Genomic DNA, 17406 nt, shown 5'->3' on the forward strand with positions numbered 1-17406 from the left:
TGTCGTGGTGGAGCAACGGCGAAGCGTCTACCCCTCCATCTCCTCGCGCAGCATTTCAAGTTCCAGCCATTGCTCCTCGAGCGCTGCCAGCGTGGCGCGCTCCTTGTCGAGCGCTGCGATGGTCTTCTGGAATGAGGCCGGGTCGCGCTCGTAATAGGCCGGGTCGGCGATATTGTCCTCCAGCCGTGATATCGAGGCGGTCACCGCGTCGATCTTCTTGGGCAGCGATTCCAGCGCGAATTTCTGCTTGAACGACAGTTTTTTCGCCGGGCCCTTCGGCGCAGTTGCCTCGGTCCGGGCTGCCGCCGCCACTTCACTCGTCTCGGCCTTCGGCCGTGCCTTGCGGTCGTCCAGCCTGGTGCCGCCGCGCTGCGCCAGCATGTCGGAATAGCCGCCGGCATATTCGATCCAGCGGCCGCCGCCTTCCGGCGCGATCAGGCTGGTCACCGTGCGGTCGAGGAAATCGCGGTCGTGGCTGACCAGGATGACGGTGCCGGCAAAACCGGCGACCAGTTCCTGCAGCAGTTCCAGCGTCTCCATGTCGAGATCGTTGGTCGGTTCGTCCAGCACCAAAAGATTTGCCGGCCGCGCCAGCACACGGGCGAGCAGCAGCCGCGCCCGCTCGCCGCCCGAAAGCTCGCGCACCGGCGTGCGCGCCTGTTCCGGCTTGAACAGGAAGTCCTTCATGTAGGAGACGACGTGGCGCTGCTCGCCGTTGATGACAAGGTTCTCGCCGCGGCCGTCGGTGAGATACTGCGCCAGCGTCTCTTGCGGGTCGACTGCCTCGCGTTTCTGGTCGAGCGTGGCGATCTCCAGATTGGTGCCGAGTCGCACCGTGCCTGAGTCCGGCTTCAATTCGCCGGTCAGCATCTTCAGCAGCGTCGTCTTTCCGGCGCCGTTCGGGCCGACCAGGCCGACGCGGTCACCGCGCTGGATGCGGGTCGAGAAACCCCTGACCACGGTGAGGTCGCCAAAGCTCTTCTCGATGTTCCTGGCCTCGATCACCAGCTTGCCCGATTCGGCGGCTTCGCTGGCCACCATCGTCGCCGCACCCTCGGCGCCGCGATGGCCGCGAAAGCGCTGGCGCATGGTCTGCAATTCGCCGAGCCGGCGCATGTTGCGCTTGCGCCTTGCCGTCACGCCATAGCGCAGCCAGTGCTCCTCGCGCACGATCTGGCGGCCAAGCTTGTGCTGCTCGCTCTCTTCTTCTTCCAGAACGGTGTCGCGCCATTCCTCGAAATGGCTAAAGCCCTTGTCCAGCCTGCGGGTCTGGCCGCGATCGAGCCAGACGGTGGCGCGCGACACGCGCTCGAGGAAGCGGCGGTCGTGCGAGATGACGATCAGCGCCGAAGAGGTGCGGGCGAGTTCCTCCTCCAGCCATTCGATGACCGACAGGTCGAGATGGTTGGTCGGCTCATCGAGGAGGAGAATGTCGGGCTCCGGCGCCATGACGCGGGCCAGGGCAGCACGGCGGGCTTCGCCGCCGGAGAGATCGTTCGGCCGTTCCTCGCCGGACAGGCCGAGATGCTCCATCAGATAGGTGGCGCGGTAGGGATCGTCGGCGGGTCCGAGACCCGCCTCGACATAGGCGCGGACGCTGGCGAAACCATCCATGTCGGGCATTTGCGGCAGGTAGCGCACTGTTGCCGAAGGCTGGCGGAACACCTCGCCATCCTGCGGCTCGATCAATCCCGCAGCGATCTTCAGCAACCTCGACTTGCCCGAGCCGTTGCGGCCGACCAGAGCGATCTTGTCGCCCGCCGACGCCGTCAGTTCCGTCCCGTCGAGCAGCGGCGTGCCACCGAAGGTCAGTTTTATCCCGTCGAGATTGAGAAGCGGCGGCGCCATGTCAGCTTTCAGGTAGGGGGAATGGATGGGCGAGCAACAGCGCGCGGCCGCTGCCCAGCGCGACTTCGAGCCGGCCCTTGACCTCGTTGGAAATGGTCAGCGACGAGCCGAACGCCACCTCGACATGGTTCAGCGGCCATTTGGCGCCGGTCACGGTCAGACCGGCAAGGTCGGAGAAGCCGAGAATCGAAAACAGCGTGCCGTCGGCGTAGTCGAAGCCGGCCTTTCCGGGAAGCAAGGGCACGCCTTCCTGTGCGCCACTGGTCAAAAGCACCTCTGTCCCTGCCTCGGCCAGCCGGACGCCGAGCGCCAGGTGCAGGAAGGCGTGGTCGGTGCGCTTGCCGCCGAACGCGCCGGCGAGCACGAGGCTGGTCGCGCCGCGTTCGAGCGCGGCGGCGATAGCCAGTTCGCCGTCGGTCTTGTCCTTTTCTGCCGGAAACACCTGGCGCGGCACGGCGGCGAGCTCGTCCGGCAAATCCGCCGGCACCGAATCGAAGTCGCCGACCCAGAGTTCCGGCGTCAGGCGCAGAGTCCGGGCATGGCTGATGCCGGCGTCGGCGGCGATGACACGCGTGCCTTCGACCTGGCGGTCGAGCAGCGGCGTGCGGATAAGGTCGCCGCCAAGCAGGATGGTGAATTTGCTCATATGCGTGGCCCTTACCAGCCCTGCTTGCGATACGGAAGGCCGCGGTCCGGATGCCCGGCAAACTTCCGCTTGCGCCGCAGATGGGCCGGGCCTATGTGTCGAAGCGCTCTAACGGGGTGCTGGACGCGATCTTCGCGGACCGGCTGAGAGGCAACCTGCCAACCCGCTGAACCTGATCCGGTTTGTACCGGCGGAGGGATTAGACGTTTCGGACAAGCCGACGCCTCAATTCCCTTCAACGCCAACGAAGGAGGCGCCGATGCGCACGTTTTTATACACACTTGTTTCGGCAGTGCTGCTCGCGGCGACCGTTCTCGCCGGCACCGGGTCGGCATCCGCGCAGGAAAAACTCACCGTCTATACCTATGAGAGCTTCACCGCCGAATGGGGTCCAGGCCCGGCGGTCAAAAAGGCGTTCGAGGCCGAATGCGGCTGTATTCTCCAATTCGTCGCGGTCGCCGACGGCGTCGCCCTGCTCAACCGCGTCAGGCTGGAAGGGGCCGCGACCAAGGCCGACATCGTGCTCGGCCTCGACACCAATCTGACGGCGGAAGCCAAGGCCACCGGCCTGTTTTCGCCGCATGGTGCCGTCATCGACGTCAAGGTGCCGGGCGGCTGGAGCGACGATATTTTCGTGCCGTTCGACTATGGTTATTTCGCCGTCGTCTACGACACCGAAAAGCTGAAGACGCCGCCGAAGAGCCTGAAGGAATTGGTCGAGGGCAATGCCGATGAAAAGATCGTCATTCAGGATCCGCGCACCTCGACGCCCGGTCTCGGCCTGCTGTTGTGGGTGAAGTCGGTTTATCGCGACAAGGCGCCCGAAGCCTGGGCCAAGCTTAAGGCAAAGGTGCTCACCGTGACGCCGGGCTGGAGCGAGGCCTACGGCCTGTTCACCAAGGGCGAGGCGCCGATGGTGCTGTCCTATACCACGTCGCCGGCCTATCACATGGTCGCCGAAAACACCCAACGCTATCAGGCAGCGTCCTTCGACGAGGGCGCGTATCTGCAGATCGAGGTTGCCGGCATCACCAAATCAGGTGCGAAGAACCCGTTGGCGAAACAGTTCCTGACTTTCATGACCGGGCCGAAATTCCAGGATGTCATTCCCGAGACCAACTGGATGTTCCCTGCCGGCAAGACCGAGAAGCCGCTCAATCCGGCTTTCGACAAGCTCGTCAAGCCGACCAAGACGTTGCTGTTAAGCCCCGAAGAGGTCGCCGCCAACCGCAAGGCCTGGGTCGACGAATGGCTGTCGGTGATGAGCAAGTAGCTTGTGATTGAGAGATGATCACTCTACGGCGCCGGGAACTCGGCCTCAGCCATATTTTCTGCTTCGACGATCGTTGAACTAGGCAGGGCGGCATGCGTACCGGATATCCTGCCGACCCCCGCGTCACCGCCGGCACAATTGCGCTTGCCGCTGTTGCGCTGCTGATCGGCGGCGCGTTCGCCGGGCTCATCGTCGAAGGCGCCCGCGATCCGTCCGGCGCCGCGTCGGCCTTCGATTCCTACCTCTTCAGCGTCGCCCGATTCACGTTGTGGCAGGCATTGCTGTCGACACTGCTCTCCGTCGTGCCAGCGCTGTTCGTGGCGCGGGCGCTGTCGCGGCATCCGCGCTTCTTTGGTCGCGGCCTGATCCTGCAGCTCTTCGCCGTGCCGCTCGCGCTGCCGGCCATCGTCGCAGCACTCGGGATTCTGGCACTCTATGGCCGTGCAGGCTATTTTGCCGGCGTGCTCAGCGCGATCGGCGGTCAGGGCTGGCCGGGCATGTACGGCCTGTCCGGCATCCTCGTCGCCCATGTCTTCTTCAATCTGCCGCTGGCGACGCGGCTGTTCCTCGAAGCGCTTGCGACAGTGCCGGCCGACCAGTGGCGGCTGGCGAGCCAACTCGGCATGGGCGCCAGGCCCGCCTTCCGGCTGATTGAATGGCCGACGCTGCGCGCGGCGCTGCCGGGCGTCGCCGGGCTTGTCTTCATGCTCTGCATCACATCCTTTACCATCGTACTCACGCTGGGCGGCGGGCCGCGTGCGACGACGCTGGAGGTCGCCATCTACCAGGCGCTGCGTTTCGATTTCGATCCTGCCCGCGCGGTGACGCTGACAGTGCTGCAGATCGCGCTGACCTTCGTCGTCGTGCTGGCATTGATGCGGCTCGGCGCCAATACCGTCGGCGACGCCAACCTGCCGGTGGCTTCGCGCCGCTATCTTTCGGCCGGCGCCGCCGAGACCGTGCTGAACGCAGCATTGATCATCCTCGCTTTGCTGTTCGTCGCCGGGCCGATGGCGGCCACGGTGACGTCAGGCCTTGGCGCCGATCTCGGCCGGCTGGCGGGCGAGAGCGCGGTGCGGCAAGCGGCGCTGACCAGCGCCGTGCTCGCCTTGCTGGCGGCGCTGCTTGCAGTGGCGCTGTCGCTGTCGCTGGTCATGGCACGCCGGGCGCTGGCCTTGAGGCGTCGCGTCGGCGCCAGGACGCTGCTCGAATACGCCACCGATACCGGCGCCGGCTTCGTCCTCGTCGTGCCGCCCGTCGTCATCGGCGCCGGCTGGTTCCTGCTCCTGCGGACCGTCAGCGACGTCTTTGCCATCGCCCCTGTCATGGTCGTCGCCGTCAATGCGGTGATGGCGATGCCGTTTGCCATCCGCGCCATTCGCCCCGGCTATGATGCGGCGAGCGAACGCCACGAGCGGCTCTGTTTGCTGCTTGGCATTTCGGGCTGGAATCGTTTCCGGCTGGTCGACTGGCCGTCGCTGCGGCGGCCGCTCGCCACCGGTTTCGCGTTCGCGATGGCTTTGTCGCTCGGCGATCTCGGCGTCATTGCCCTGTTTGGCAGCGACTCCCTGCAGACGCTGCCTTATCTCTTGCTGGCCCGCATGGGCAGCTACCGCACGATGGACGCGGCCGGCCTGGCATTGCTGCTCGGCCTCGTCTGTCTCGCGCTTGTCCTGGCCGCGGACTGGCTGGGACGGGGAGAAAAATCATGATGCTCAACAGCGAAAACGGTACGGCTGTGCGGCTGGAAAAGGTCTCGTTCAGCTATGGCGAAGCGCCGTTTTTATTCGATGTCGAGTTCGCCGCCTCGAAGATCACCGCCATCATGGGGCCGAGCGGCTCGGGAAAATCGACACTGCTCAACCTGGTGGCCGGCTTCGAGACGCCGCGATCGGGCCGCGTGCTGATCGGTGGCGGCGAAGTCGGCGGCAAACCGCCTTCGGCGCGGCCAGTGTCGATGGTGTTCCAGGAAAACAATCTCTTCGCCCATCTTTCGGTCGAACGAAATGTCGGCCTTGGCCGCTCGCCATCGCTCAGGCTGACCGAGGCCGACCACGCTGCAATCGCCGGGGCGCTCAAGCGCGTCGGCCTTGCCGGCAAGCAACGGCGCCTGCCGCGCGAACTCTCCGGCGGCGAGCGGCAGCGCGTCGCGCTCGCCCGCGTCCTGGTGCGCGACCGGCCGGTGCTCTTGCTCGACGAACCGTTCGCCTCGCTCGGACCGGCCTTGCGCGACGACATGCTCGATCTGGTAGCCGACCTCCAAGCGGAGCGGCGCATGACGGTGCTGTTCGTCACCCATCAGCCGGAGGACGCCCACCGTATCGGCCAGGACATGGTGTTCCTGGACAATGGCACGGTTGCCGCAACCGGGACTGTCGCCGATTTTTTTACCAAGGCTGGACCGGAAGCCTTTCGGCGCTATATCGGTGCAGGTCCGTTTGGCGCAGGATCACGAGATGTTGCCCGGAAGCGGACATAATTTACGGCCAAACCGGCTTCAGGCGATGTGGCGTTTGCTTGCCAAGGTCAAAGTAGTGTGGCTAGGTCCTCCGATACTGGTCCGGCATAGGTTGTGATTTGCCACTACGGTGCCATCCGCGCTCGTGGGCTCGAAGGACGCTGTGGCAGTTGATTTTGCGCATGATCTGAAAATCGATGCCCGATTTTCGGGCCATGTGCTGAGAGCCGAAAGGAAGCTGTTCTGCCGACCGGCACAGACAGAGTGAGAAGGAAACCGCTGGCGCGCTTCCTGGCGCTGGCCGGCTTTGCCATGGCATTGGCAAGCTGCCAGATGTTCACGCCTCCGGACGTTCAGGAATCCGGCTTCCAGCCTTCCAGCAAACCGGTCACCGTCGACAATGTTGCCGCCAACAGCAAGGTCGCCGAAATGGCCAAGGCGCAGCATCCGCGCATCCTCGCGACCTATGGCGGCGAATATTCCGATCCCAAGCTCGAGCGCATGGTCGCCAAAGTCGTCGGCAGCCTGACGGTGGTTTCGGCCAACCCGAGCCAGACCTACCGCATCACGATCCTCAATTCGCCCAACGTCAACGCTTTCGCATTGCCTGGCGGCTATCTCTACATCACGCGCGGCCTGTTGGCGCTGGCCAACGATTCGGCCGAGCTCGCCGCGGTCATCGCGCATGAGATGGGCCATGTCACTGCAAACCACGGCTTGCAGCGCCAGCAGCTCGAGGCCGAGGAAGGCTTTGCGACAAAAGTCGTCTCGGATGTGCTCGGCGACAGCCCGACCGCCAAGGCGGCACTGATCCGCGGCAAGCTGCGGCTTGCCCAGTTCTCGCGCAATCAGGAGCTGGAGGCCGACGGCATCGGCATCAAGTCGATCGGCGAGGCGGGCTTCGATCCGTTTGCCGCCGGCCGCTTCCTGCAGTCCATGTCGGCCTACACCGATTTCCGCTCGATCAGCGGCGCCACCGACGCCAGCCTCGACTTCCTGGCAACGCACCCGAACACGCCGCAACGCATCGATCTGGCGCAGCGCCACGCCCGCCAGTTCGGCGCGCCCGGCGTCGGCACGCGCGACCGCGACGCCTTCCTCGCCGGCATAGACGGGCTGCTCTACGGCGACACGCCGGAGGAAGGCTATGTGCGTGGCGAAACCTTCCTGCATCCGGGGCTCGGCGTGTCGTTCTCGGTGCCCGACGGCTTCATCATCGACAACTCGGCCGCGGCGGTGACGGCAACCGGGCCGGGCGACATAGCGATCCGCTTCGACGGCGTCTCGATCGACAGGAACCGATCGCTGACCGACTACCTCCGCAGCGGCTGGGTGGCCGGTCTCGACGAAAGCAGCGTGCGCCAGGAAACAATCAACGGCAACGAGGCGGCGACGGCGCATGCCAGCGCCGAGGGCTGGCAGTTCGGCATCGCGGTGATCCGCGCCGGCGGCCAGGTCTACCGGCTGCTGACGGCAGCCCCCTCCGCCAGCACCTCGCTGGATGCGGTGGCGCGCTCGGTCAGCGGCTCGTTCCGGATCTTGAGCGCGGCCGAAAAAGCAGCGCTGAAGCCGCTGCATATCCGCGTCGTCACGGTCCGGCCCGGACAGACCATGGGTTCGCTCGCGGCGCAGATGGTCGGCGTCGACCGCAAGCTCGACCTGTTCAGGGTGCTCAATGCAATGTCGCCCGGCGCAGCCGTTTCGGCCGGCGACAAGGTCAAGATCATCACCGACAGATAGGGTGTGTCGATATTCAGGTGATGCCGGCCCGCAAACGGCAATTTCGTGCGCTTCCGACCTTCGCCGGCCGGAGCACTCATGAGCGGTCGCGGCAGTAAGGCTACGGCCGGCGTAGGCCGGTGCTCACGTACTTTATGTACGCTCCGCTCCGGTTCTCGGAAACCACCTGGTTTGGTCGCTTCGCGCCCGTCTTCGACTCCGACTCGTCCTAACCTGAATCGCAACACACCCCTAGGCGGCGGTCGCCAGAAACTCGGGGTTTTGCTTCACCAGCGCTATCTTGAGCTTTTCCATGGCGCGTGCCTCGATCTGGCGGACGCGTTCCTTGGAGATGCCAAGCGCCTCGCCGAGGGCTTCGAGCGTCGCGCCCTCGTCGCTCAGCCGGCGTTCCTCGATGATCCTGAGCTCGCGGGCATTGAGCGCGCCGAGCGCGGTTTTCAGCCAGATAGAGCGGCGTTCGACATCGATCGTGTCGCCCACGACTTCGTCCGGCAAAGGATCGTCCGAAACCAGGAAATCCATTCGCTCTGTGGCGCCCGCATCGTCGGCGAGCGGCTGGTTGAGCGAACTATCCGGGGCCGAAAGGCGCGAGTCCATCATCGCCACGTCGGCCTCGGAGACGCCAAGCGCCACCGACACCTCGCGGTAGAGCGAGGTGTTCGAGATCGGCTCGGCACCGTTCGCCAAGCGGGCGCGCAGGCGCCGCAAATTGAAGAACAGCGCCTTCTGCGCCGAACTGGTGCCGCCGCGCACGATCGACCAGTTGCGCAGGATATAGTCCTGCATCGAGGCACGGATCCACCACGTCGCATAGGTCGAAAACCGCACCTCGCGCTCCGGTTCGAAACGGGCCGCTGCCTCCAGCAGGCCGACATGGCCTTCCTGCACCAGGTCGCCGAGGGGCAGGCCATAGTGGCGGAACTTCGAGGCCATGGAAATAACCAGCCGCATATGCGCCATGGCGATTTGGTGCAGTGCCTGCTGGTCGTTGTCTTCCTTCCAGCGCAGCGCGAGAACATGCTCCTCCTCGCGCGCGAGATAGGGGGCTTTCATCGCCGCGCGGACCATGGTTCGCCCTGCCGTATCTTCCATCATGCCACGCTCCCTGTTCCGGGCGTTGCGGTGCGATCGCTCGCCCCTGAGCTGGCATCGTGGTTGAATTGGCGACGCCGCGCCCTACAACAGCCAACAAACGTGCCACCCGCGCGAATGGTTCCGCCGCTGATGTCGCGTGAATTGCACTGTTCGAAAGCTCGATGCGGCGGTCGCTCCTCGGCCGGTTGGCGTGAGTCGGTGTGGTTTTGAGAAGTGGATTTCGAAAGTGTCTCATTTTTGAAATCTGGTTCCTTATTTCGCCAGGCTGCATCTGTCAGTTTCCGGCGCTCACAAATGCGCCGGACGCCGGCCCCGGACGCCGGCCAATGACGGGATCACAGAAAAATGAAATGGCTCAAATCGCTTATCGTCGCCGCAACACTGCAGGTACTGGCAGGCACATCAGGCCATGCCGGCGCCAATCTCGATCAGATCAAGCAGGCCGGTGTCTTCAAGGTCGGCACGGAAGGCACCTATGCCCCCTTCACCTATCATGATGCCTCGGGCGAACTGGTCGGGTTCGACGTCGAAATTGCCAAGGCGATCGCCGAGCGGCTCGGCGTCAAGGCCGAATTCCTCGAAGGCAAATGGGATGGGCTGATCGCCGGCCTCGACGCCGAGCGCTATGACGCCGTTATCAACCAGGTCGGCATCACCGAGGAGCGCAAGTCCAAGTATGATTTCTCCGATCCCTATATTGCTTCCAAGGCGGTGCTGATCGTGCGCGGCGACAATACCGACATCAAGAGCTTTGCCGACCTGAAGGGCAAGAAGGCGGCGCAGTCGCTGACCTCGAATTTCGGCAAGCTCGCCGAAGCGAACGGCGCCGAACTCGTCGGTACCGATGGTTTCGACCAATCGATCCAGCTGCTTCTTACCGGCCGCGCCGATGCCACCATCAACGACAGCCTGTCCTTCCTCGATTTCAAGAAGCACAAGCCCGACGCCAACGTGAAGATCGCCGCGCAGGAAGAAAATGCCGACTATTCCGGCGTCCTCGTGCGCAAGGGCGATCCGGAACTGGTCGCCGCCATCAATCGGGCGCTGGCCGATATCAAGTCCGACGGCACCTACCAGAAGATCGCCGACACTTACTTCGGCCAGGACGTTTCGAAGTAAGCGCATTTCACGGAGCGGGCCGGTTGCCGGCCCGCATGGCAAAGCATCGCGGCGAGCCGTCTTTGACGGCCGCCGCTTTTGGCGTGATATGACGACACTATGGTCGCGCCTCGATGCTGCCGGGCCGATTTTTGGGCGGCAATCTCGCAAGGAGAGTTTTCGTGCCGCACTGGCTGCAATTGATGCTGGATTCGTTGCCCACGCTGCTATGGGCCGCGCTGATCTTCACCGTGCCGCTAACGCTGCTGTCTTTCGCATTCGGTCTCTTCGTAGGACTGGTCGCAGCGCTCGGCCGGCTGTTCGGCCAGAAGCCGCTGGTCGCCGTGGTCCGCTTCTATGTCTGGATCTTCCGTGGCACGCCGCTTCTGGTGCAGCTCTTCCTGATCTTCTACGGCCTGCCCTCGGTCGGCATCCTGCTCGACGCCTTTTCAGCCGCGTTGATCGGCTTCACACTCAATATCGGCGCCTATACGTCGGAGATCATCCGCGCCGTCATAGGCTCGGTGCCGAAGGGGCAGTGGGAGGCGGCCTATTCGATCGGCATGACCTGGGGCCAGGCGATGCGACGCACTATCCTTCCACAAGCGGGCCGCGTCGCGGTGCCGCCGCTGTCCAACACCTTCATCTCGCTGGTCAAGGATACATCGCTGGCCGCCGCGATCACGGTGCCGGAGATGTTCCAGGCGGCGCAGCGCATCGTCGCCACCACCTACGAGCCGCTGATCCTCTATGTCGAGGCGGCGGCTCTCTACCTGGCGCTGAGCTCGGTGCTGTCGGCGTTGCAGGCGCGCCTGGAAAAGCGGCTCAACCGCTATGGCGGCTTCCTCGAGGCGCGCCCATGATCGGCCTCACCGACATAGAGAAGCGCTTTGGTGACAATCTCGTGCTGAACGGTGTGACCGTCACCATCGAGGAAGGCAGCGTCACCGCCCTTGTCGGCCCCTCGGGCGGTGGGAAAAGCACGCTTCTGCGCTGCATCAACCTGCTCGAGATCCCGACCTCGGGCACGGTGCGCATCGGCGACGACGCGCTCGAATTCCATCCCGGCGGCAAGGTTCCCGGCAGGGCCATCCAGCGCCTGCGGCTTCAGACCGGCATGGTGTTCCAGAATTTCCAGCTGTTTCCGCACCGCACGGCGATCGAAAACGTCATGGAGGGGCTGGTGACGGTGTTGAAATGGCCGGCCGGGCGAGCGCGCGGGCGGGCGCTCGCCCTGCTCGAAAAGGTTGGAATGGCGCACAAGGCCGACGCCTGGCCGGCGACGTTGTCAGGCGGCCAGCAGCAACGCGTGGCAATCGCCCGGGCGCTGGCGCCATCGCCGAAAGTGCTGCTGTGCGACGAGCCGACTTCGGCGCTCGATCCGGAACTGGCGCAGGAGGTGGTCGACGTGCTCGGCCAGCTCGCCAGCGAGGGCACCACCATGGTGATGGCGACGCATGATTTGCGCCTCGCCTCCAAAATCGCCCAGGAGGTGGTGTTCCTCGACGCCGGCAGCGTCGTCGAGAAAGGCCCCGCCGCAGTTTTGTTCAGCAATCCGGAGCGCCAGCGAACCAAGCGGTTCATCGCGACGCTGAAGCAGGAGGCGGAGAAGGAAGGCGGCGGCGAAGGTTAATGCATGTCGCCCAAAACGGCGTAGCGGTTTTGGGGTGACCATCACAAACAACAAAAAAACCCGGCGCGAGGCCGGGTTTTTCCAAATTCGAAGGCGAGAAGCGCTCAGGCTGCTTCTTCCTGCTCGGCTTCTTCGTTGTCGGCCTTGGCGCCGCGCTTCGGTCCCTTGTTGAGGTTCACCTCGATGAGCCGCACCGCTTCGGTTTCCGACATGCGGTTGACGGCCGCGATCTCGCGCGCCATGCGGTCGAGTGCCGCCTCATAAAGCTGGCGTTCGGAATAGGACTGCTCCGGCTGATTGTCGGCGCGGTAGAGGTCGCGCACAACTTCCGAGATCGAGATCAGGTCGCCGGAATTGATCTTCGCATCATATTCCTGGGCGCGGCGCGACCACATGGTGCGCTTGACGCGGGCGCGGCCCTGCACGACCTTCAGCGCGCGATCGACGTAATCCTCTTCCGACAGCTTGCGCATGCCGATGGAGGTCGCCTTGGCGACCGGGACCTTCAGACGCATCTTGTCCTTCTGGAAGTCGATGACGAACAGTTCCAGCTTGTGGCCCGCAACTTCCTGCTCATCGATCGAGACGATCTGGCCAACGCCATGCGCCGGATAGACGATGTACTCGCCGGTCTTAAAACCGTGACGCGCTGCGCTGGACTTCTTCTGCGGGGTGATTGTTGCCATTACGCCATGAACTCCTTGGTGTGGAACCGGCATTCTGCCGGTCGAACTCGCGCGATCGGGTACCGATCGTTAGCCGCACAACTACGAACCCACCGGAAAAGCCGAGGGCGGCAAATCGCATAGTCGCGACTGCCTGCCCCAGATCACTCTGATCCGGATTGAAAAATTCACCTTTCAGTGATTTGGGGCGTTTGCGCCATAAATCGACGTTGTGTCACCGGCATGTTTGGTTCGTGTAGCACAAAAAGTCGGAAGAATCAAGGTTTTGCTGCACGCGCGAAGGTCAAGCGCGATCTCCGCCTGTCAAGGCAGTTAACGTGCGGTGCCTGTCAGCACGCGTGACGCCGATCAAACCGGCGTCGCCATTACGGTGCCACGCGCTCGTTTTGGACGCGCAAGGACGCTGTGACACTTTGATCTGGCGCATAGTCCTTCCGAAAATCGATTTCGATTTTCGCGGTCGAGCGCTAGTCACCCTGACCGGGCTCGGGAGAAAAATATTTTTCGAACTTGCCGGCCTCGCCATCGAAGGACTTGGCGTCGGCCGGAGGCTCCTTCTTGGCGGTGATATTGGGCCATTTATCGGCGTATTCGGTGTTGATCTGCAGCCATTTGTCGAGCCCTGGCTCGGTGTCCGGCTTGATCGCGTCGGCCGGGCATTCCGGTTCACAGACGCCACAGTCGATGCACTCGTCGGGATGAATGACGAGCATGTTCTCGCCCTCATAAAAACAGTCGACCGGACAGACCTCGATGCAGTCCATGTATTTGCATTTTATGCAATTATCGGTCACGACATAGGTCATCGGTCGGCTCCGGGACGTCCCGTTTTATCAGGGCGACGTGGCGTCCAATCGGACGCATAAGGTACGCTCTAACACTTTGAATCCACGCATCGTGCTCTTGGAAAATCGATATCGATTTGTGGGCCGATGCGATAGGCTTTCTTGGTGAGGTAACGTCTTTGCCTGCCGCTTGCAAGGGCAGCCATTGCGCGTGATGCCGGTGTTTCCGGAATGGATTTCCTGCCGGTGATGCGACGAAAGCCGGTTATGCGTCAGTCGTCGCCGAACAACCGGTCGGTTTCTCGGCGTTCCTTCTTGGTCGGGCGGCCGCTGCCGGCATCACGCAGTGCGGGGATCGCATCGCGAACGGCCTCGCCCTTTGGTGCCGGCGGCGGCGAGATATCCTCGTAGAGCAAGCGCGCTTCCTCGGCGGGACCGCGCCGGCTGCCGGTGCCGAGCACCTTCCAGACGAAGATGCGCCGCTCGAGAGTGATGGTCAGGACGTCGCCGAGGCGGACCAGATCGGAGGCCTGCGCTGCTTTGTCGCGATTGATGCGAACGCGTCCGGCCACCACCAGCTTCGCCGCCAGCGAGCGCGATTTCACCGCACGCGAAAAGAACAGCCATTTGTCGATGCGCTGGCGGGCATCAGTGACCATCGGAGCGAACGAACCTACTTCTTCAGGTGGTCGCGCAACGCGGCGAGCTTGGCGAAGGGGGAATCCGGGTCGAAGCGCACCGGACGCTCCTCGCGAGGCTTCGGCTGGAACGCGGGCTTTCCACCAGGCGCGCCGCCCTTGCCGTCCGGCCTGCCGCCTTTCCAGTCGGGCCGGCTTTCGCGACGATCGGGGCGCTCGCCCTGCGGCTTGCCGTCGCGCCGTTCGCCTGGCTCGCCCTGGGGCTTGGGCTTGAACTTGCTGCGGTCGAAGCGCGGCTTGCCGGCGCCGTCGCCGTCGCGGCGTCCTTCACGGGCGGGCCGGTCGCCTGGAGCGCCGGCCTGCTGCCCGGCCTCTGCCGGCGCGTTGCTGCGGCCATCGCGCGCGGCTTGTCCGCTGCGCGGGCGATTGTCCCTGTCACGGGGCCGGTTGTCGTGGTGGCGGTGGCGTGGGCGCTGGTCGAAGCGGCCCTGCCGCCACAACAGGATGGGTTTTGGTTCTTCTGCCTCTTTCTCGGCCGCTGGAGCAGCCTCGCCGGTGGCGGCTTCCGCCGCCGCGGCAGGTTCGGCCGAGACTGCTGCCGTTGCGGGCGAGGCTTCGGAAGCCGGCTCCGCCGGTGCGACCTCAACCTCGGCGGTTTCGGGTGCTGCCTCTCGAACTGCGGCTTCAGCTGCAGGCAGTGCCTCTACCGTGACCTCAGGCGGAGTTTGCAGCTGAGCTTCTGCGACAGGTTCCGCTTCGGCAGCGGGTTCCGCGAGAGCCTCCGCCGTGGCTTCTGCCACTGCATCCGGCTCAGAACTGTCGGCCGGCGCCTCGGCGGCTGCGTCGGCAATCGCGGCTTCAGCTGCCTTGGCCTGTTCGGCTTGTTCTTCCGCCGCCTGCTTGGCCGCGGCGGCTTCGCGCGCGGCATTGTCCTGTGCCTCGAGCCGTGCCTTCACCTCGACAGCCGGCTTCGGCTCGGCCCGGTAGCCGAGGCCTTTCAGAATCTCTTCCATGTCGTCGGCCGTGGCGCCGAGGATCGACATCATCGGCGGCGTCACCATGAAGGACTGACCATCATAGGCGCCGTCAGGGCGCTGGCCGAGGCCCGGCTTCCAGTTGGTTGCTGGCCGGATCAGGTCGGCCAGCCGTTCGAGGATGTCGACGCGCACCGCGCGACGGCCGAGATTGCGGTAGCCGGCCAGCTTGTAGAAGGTCTTGTCGAAGGTGGGATCGATGACCACCGAGGTGCGGCCGGAGGCCAGCGCGTGAACCACGTCGCCAAAGCCAGGCTTGTCCTTGCCGTCGTTCTGCAGCGCCCACAACAGAGTCACCAGTCCGGCCGGAGCCGGCTTGATCAGCGCGGGCACGAAGACGTGGTAGGCGCCGAAGCGCACGCCGAGCCGGCGCAGGGCGGCGCGGCCCTCCTGGTCGAGCGACTTCATCTCCTCGGCGATGTCGCGGCGGTTGATGAGGCCGAAATTCTCGACGAGCTGGAAGGCGATGCCGCGGCCGATGCCGGTGATCTGCTCGGCGTTCTTGAGGTCGACCAGCGGCTTCAGCAGCGACTCGATCTGGAAATTGACGAAGCGCTCGGCGCGCGCCGCGACCTTGTCGCGGGCGGGACCGGTGAGCTGCTCGTCGGCCAGCAGCACCAGGCGCGGCTTCAACGGCTCGTCGCCTGCGACCAGCGTGCCGATCGGCGCGCCGATCCAGCGCAGCGTGCCATCGGAGCCGAGCGCGATGTCGCCATTGGCCGAGGCGCCGAAGCGTTCGGCCCGCGCCTCGAATTCGGCTGCAAGCGCCTTCTGGGCTGCTGTGCGCACCGCCTTGGCGTCCTCGCCGCCGGCGCTTTGGTCCGCGGTGAAGCGGAACCCCTGCAACTCGCCGACATGATGGCCTTCGACGAGGACGGTTCCGGTTGGACTGATTTCGGCTTCAGGCATGGTATTTTCTCTAAGGCGCCGCATGAGGACGGAAGTCCTGCGGTCTACGAAGCGTTTCGTCAACCGCTCATGCAGCGCATCCGACAATCTGTCTTCGATTTCGCGCGTCTTTTCCTGCCAGTGTGCCTGATCGGCCAGCCAGCCGGGCCGGTTGGAAACGAAAGTCCAGGTGCGGATCTGGGCGATCCGGTGCGACAGCGTGTCGATGTCGCCCTCGGTGGTGTCGGCGCGGCGCACCTGCTCGGCCATGTAATTCTCATCGACATGGCCATGCCTGGCAAGGTCCATGTAGATCGAGGCGATCAGGTCGGCATGCTGAGCCGGGGCGATCTTCCTGTAATCGGGAAGGGCGCAGGCCTCCCACAACAGCGCCACGCGCCTGGCGTCGGTGGCAAGCGTCCGGATGTCCTCGTCGCGGGACAGATGTTCGAGCGCCTGCGCATCGACCGCCGGCAGCGCGCGCGTCAGGCCTTCAACCGGCGCGTTGGTCTCGATCGAGCGCTTCAGCGCGTCGAGGTTGGCGAAATCGAAACGCGCGGTGCGCCATTGCAGCACCTTCACCGGGTCGAAATCATGCGCCTCGATCTTCTTGACCAGTTCCTCGTCCAGTGGATCGACCTGGCCGGTGACGCCAAAAGTTCCGTCGCGCAAGTGGCGGCCGGCGCGGCCGGCGATCTGGCCGAGCTCGGCCGCCGTCAGGTTGCGATACTGGTAGCCGTCGAACTTGCGGTTCTGGGCGAAGGCGACGTGATCGAGATCGAGGTTAAGGCCCATGCCGATCGCATCGGTGGCAATCAGATAATCGACATCACCCGACTGGAACAGCTCCACCTGCGCGTTGCGGGTGCGCGGCGATAGCGCGCCGAGCACGACTGCCGCACCGCCCTGCTGGCGGCGGATCAGTTCGGCGATGGCATAGACCTCGTCGGCGGAGAAGGCGACGATCGCCGTACGTCGCGGCAGGCGGGTCAGCTTCTTGGAGCCGGCATAGGCGAGATGCGACAGCCGTGGCCGCGTCACCACCGACACCCCCTTCAGCAGACGCTGGAGGATGCCGTGCATGGTCGCTGCGCCGAGCAGCAGCGTCTCCTGGCGGCCGCGTAGATGCAGGATGCGGTCGGTGAAGATGTGGCCGCGCTCGAGATCGCCGGCCAGCTGGACCTCGTCGACGGCGACGAAGGCGGCGTCGGTCTCGCGCGGCATGGCTTCCACGGTGCAGACCGAATATCTGGCGCCGTCGGGCTGGATCTTCTCCTCACCGGTGATGAGCGCCACCTTGTGAGCGCCGACCTTCTCGCAGACGCGTGAATAGACCTCGCGAGCGAGCAGCCTGAGCGGCAGGCCGATAATGCCACTTTCATGCGCCACCATGCGCTCGATGGCAAGATGGGTCTTGCCGGTGTTGGTCGGCCCGAGCACAGCGGTCACGTCGCGGCCTGACAGGATCAGTGGCTCAGTGTGTTTCGGCTGGATGTTCATCGACCTGGAAACTAAGGCTCTCTGCCTCGCGTTGTCGGGAGCGCGCCCCGTGGTGGCGCGGGTGACAGCCGACACATAGGGATT

The 17406-nt window shown here is 64.5% G+C and carries 14 protein-coding genes and 1 riboswitch; of the genes, 7 read left to right on the plus strand and 7 right to left on the minus strand.

Annotated elements, in window-relative coordinates; genetic code table 11:
• Positions 1–27 precede the first annotated feature (27 nt).
• A complete protein-coding gene (locus tag AC0L2K_RS22825; RefSeq protein ID WP_473532388.1) occupies positions 28–1848 on the minus strand; it encodes an ABC-F family ATP-binding cassette domain-containing protein in 1821 nt (606 codons plus the stop codon).
• A gap of 1 nt (position 1849) precedes the next feature.
• Positions 1850–2494 (minus strand): thiamine diphosphokinase, encoded by a 645-nt coding sequence (locus AC0L2K_RS22830; RefSeq protein WP_023803904.1) that lies wholly within the window; start codon positions 2492–2494, stop codon positions 1850–1852.
• 102 nt (positions 2495–2596) lie between these two features.
• A riboswitch (TPP riboswitch) is annotated at positions 2597–2710 on the plus strand.
• Between the two features lie 43 nt (positions 2711–2753).
• On the opposite strand from AC0L2K_RS22830, the gene thiB reads away from it, so the two are divergent.
• From thiB to AC0L2K_RS22850, 4 genes are all read left to right on the plus strand, one after another.
• A complete protein-coding gene (gene thiB, locus AC0L2K_RS22835) occupies positions 2754–3767 on the plus strand; it encodes a thiamine ABC transporter substrate binding subunit (protein ID WP_473532389.1) in 1014 nt (337 codons plus the stop codon).
• Between the two features lie 92 nt (positions 3768–3859).
• On the plus strand, positions 3860–5479 hold the full coding sequence (thiP, locus tag AC0L2K_RS22840) for a thiamine/thiamine pyrophosphate ABC transporter permease (protein WP_473532390.1): 1620 nt from the start codon (positions 3860–3862) through the stop codon (positions 5477–5479).
• Complete coding sequence (thiQ, locus tag AC0L2K_RS22845) at positions 5476–6246, plus strand: thiamine ABC transporter ATP-binding protein (protein ID WP_473532391.1); 771 nt, start codon at positions 5476–5478, stop codon at positions 6244–6246. Before thiP ends, thiQ begins: the two co-directional genes overlap by 4 nt.
• Positions 6247–6537: 291 nt before the next feature.
• Positions 6538–7965: a M48 family metalloprotease gene (locus AC0L2K_RS22850; protein ID WP_236369087.1), complete on the plus strand. Its 1428-nt coding sequence runs from the start codon at positions 6538–6540 to the stop codon at positions 7963–7965.
• 231 nt (positions 7966–8196) lie between these two features.
• On the opposite strand, the gene AC0L2K_RS22855 is transcribed toward AC0L2K_RS22850, so the two are convergent.
• Positions 8197–9060: an RNA polymerase factor sigma-32 gene (locus AC0L2K_RS22855; RefSeq protein WP_287065664.1), complete on the minus strand. Its 864-nt coding sequence runs from the start codon at positions 9058–9060 to the stop codon at positions 8197–8199.
• A 345-nt stretch (positions 9061–9405) separates the two neighbouring features.
• Between AC0L2K_RS22855 and AC0L2K_RS22860 the strand changes: the two genes are divergently transcribed.
• The 3 genes from AC0L2K_RS22860 to AC0L2K_RS22870 all read left to right on the plus strand — a co-directional run bounded on the left by AC0L2K_RS22860 (position 9406) and on the right by AC0L2K_RS22870 (position 11791).
• Complete coding sequence (locus AC0L2K_RS22860; protein ID WP_473532392.1) at positions 9406–10179, plus strand: amino acid ABC transporter substrate-binding protein; 774 nt, start codon at positions 9406–9408, stop codon at positions 10177–10179.
• 161 nt (positions 10180–10340) lie between these two features.
• The gene (locus AC0L2K_RS22865; RefSeq protein ID WP_473532393.1) at positions 10341–11021 is read left to right on the plus strand and encodes an amino acid ABC transporter permease; all 681 of its coding nucleotides are present in this window, start codon (positions 10341–10343) and stop codon (positions 11019–11021) included.
• Complete coding sequence (locus AC0L2K_RS22870; RefSeq protein ID WP_473532394.1) at positions 11018–11791, plus strand: amino acid ABC transporter ATP-binding protein; 774 nt, start codon at positions 11018–11020, stop codon at positions 11789–11791. Before AC0L2K_RS22865 ends, AC0L2K_RS22870 begins: the two co-directional genes overlap by 4 nt.
• Positions 11792–11895: 104 nt before the next feature.
• On the opposite strand, the gene AC0L2K_RS22875 is transcribed toward AC0L2K_RS22870, so the two are convergent.
• The 4 genes from AC0L2K_RS22875 to AC0L2K_RS22890 form a co-directional block, all read right to left on the minus strand.
• Positions 11896–12477 carry a CarD family transcriptional regulator gene (locus AC0L2K_RS22875; RefSeq protein ID WP_027152934.1) on the minus strand — a complete coding sequence of 194 codons (582 nt, stop codon included), beginning with the start codon at positions 12475–12477 and terminating at the stop codon, positions 11896–11898.
• 467 nt (positions 12478–12944) lie between these two features.
• Positions 12945–13283, minus strand: a complete 339-nt coding sequence (gene fdxA, locus AC0L2K_RS22880) for a ferredoxin FdxA (protein ID WP_023803892.1) — start codon at positions 13281–13283, stop codon at positions 12945–12947.
• Positions 13284–13534: 251 nt separating this feature from the next.
• A complete protein-coding gene (locus AC0L2K_RS22885) occupies positions 13535–13921 on the minus strand; it encodes an RNA-binding S4 domain-containing protein (protein ID WP_027152935.1) in 387 nt (128 codons plus the stop codon).
• A 14-nt stretch (positions 13922–13935) separates the two neighbouring features.
• Positions 13936–17322, minus strand: coding sequence for a helicase-related protein (locus AC0L2K_RS22890; protein ID WP_473532395.1), 3387 nt, complete (start codon positions 17320–17322; stop codon positions 13936–13938).
• Positions 17323–17406: the final 84 nt, after the last annotated feature.

Source organism: Mesorhizobium sp. WSM4817 (assembly GCF_055811135.1).

Coding starts and splice junctions, on each gene's coding strand:
- AC0L2K_RS22825 (WP_473532388.1), bottom strand. CDS start 1,848: ATGGCGCCGCCGCTTCTCAATCTCGACGGGATAAAACTGACCTTCGGT.
- AC0L2K_RS22830 (WP_023803904.1), bottom strand. CDS start 2,494: ATGAGCAAATTCACCATCCTGCTTGGCGGCGACCTTATCCGCACGCCG.
- thiB (WP_473532389.1), top strand. CDS start 2,754: ATGCGCACGTTTTTATACACACTTGTTTCGGCAGTGCTGCTCGCGGCG.
- thiP (WP_473532390.1), top strand. CDS start 3,860: ATGCGTACCGGATATCCTGCCGACCCCCGCGTCACCGCCGGCACAATT.
- thiQ (WP_473532391.1), top strand. CDS start 5,476: ATGATGCTCAACAGCGAAAACGGTACGGCTGTGCGGCTGGAAAAGGTC.
- AC0L2K_RS22850 (WP_236369087.1), top strand. CDS start 6,538: ATGGCATTGGCAAGCTGCCAGATGTTCACGCCTCCGGACGTTCAGGAA.
- AC0L2K_RS22855 (WP_287065664.1), bottom strand. CDS start 9,060: ATGATGGAAGATACGGCAGGGCGAACCATGGTCCGCGCGGCGATGAAA.
- AC0L2K_RS22860 (WP_473532392.1), top strand. CDS start 9,406: ATGAAATGGCTCAAATCGCTTATCGTCGCCGCAACACTGCAGGTACTG.
- AC0L2K_RS22870 (WP_473532394.1), top strand. CDS start 11,018: ATGATCGGCCTCACCGACATAGAGAAGCGCTTTGGTGACAATCTCGTG.
- AC0L2K_RS22875 (WP_027152934.1), bottom strand. CDS start 12,477: ATGGCAACAATCACCCCGCAGAAGAAGTCCAGCGCAGCGCGTCACGGT.
- fdxA (WP_023803892.1), bottom strand. CDS start 13,283: ATGACCTATGTCGTGACCGATAATTGCATAAAATGCAAATACATGGAC.
- AC0L2K_RS22885 (WP_027152935.1), bottom strand. CDS start 13,921: ATGGTCACTGATGCCCGCCAGCGCATCGACAAATGGCTGTTCTTTTCG.
- AC0L2K_RS22890 (WP_473532395.1), bottom strand. CDS start 17,322: ATGAACATCCAGCCGAAACACACTGAGCCACTGATCCTGTCAGGCCGC.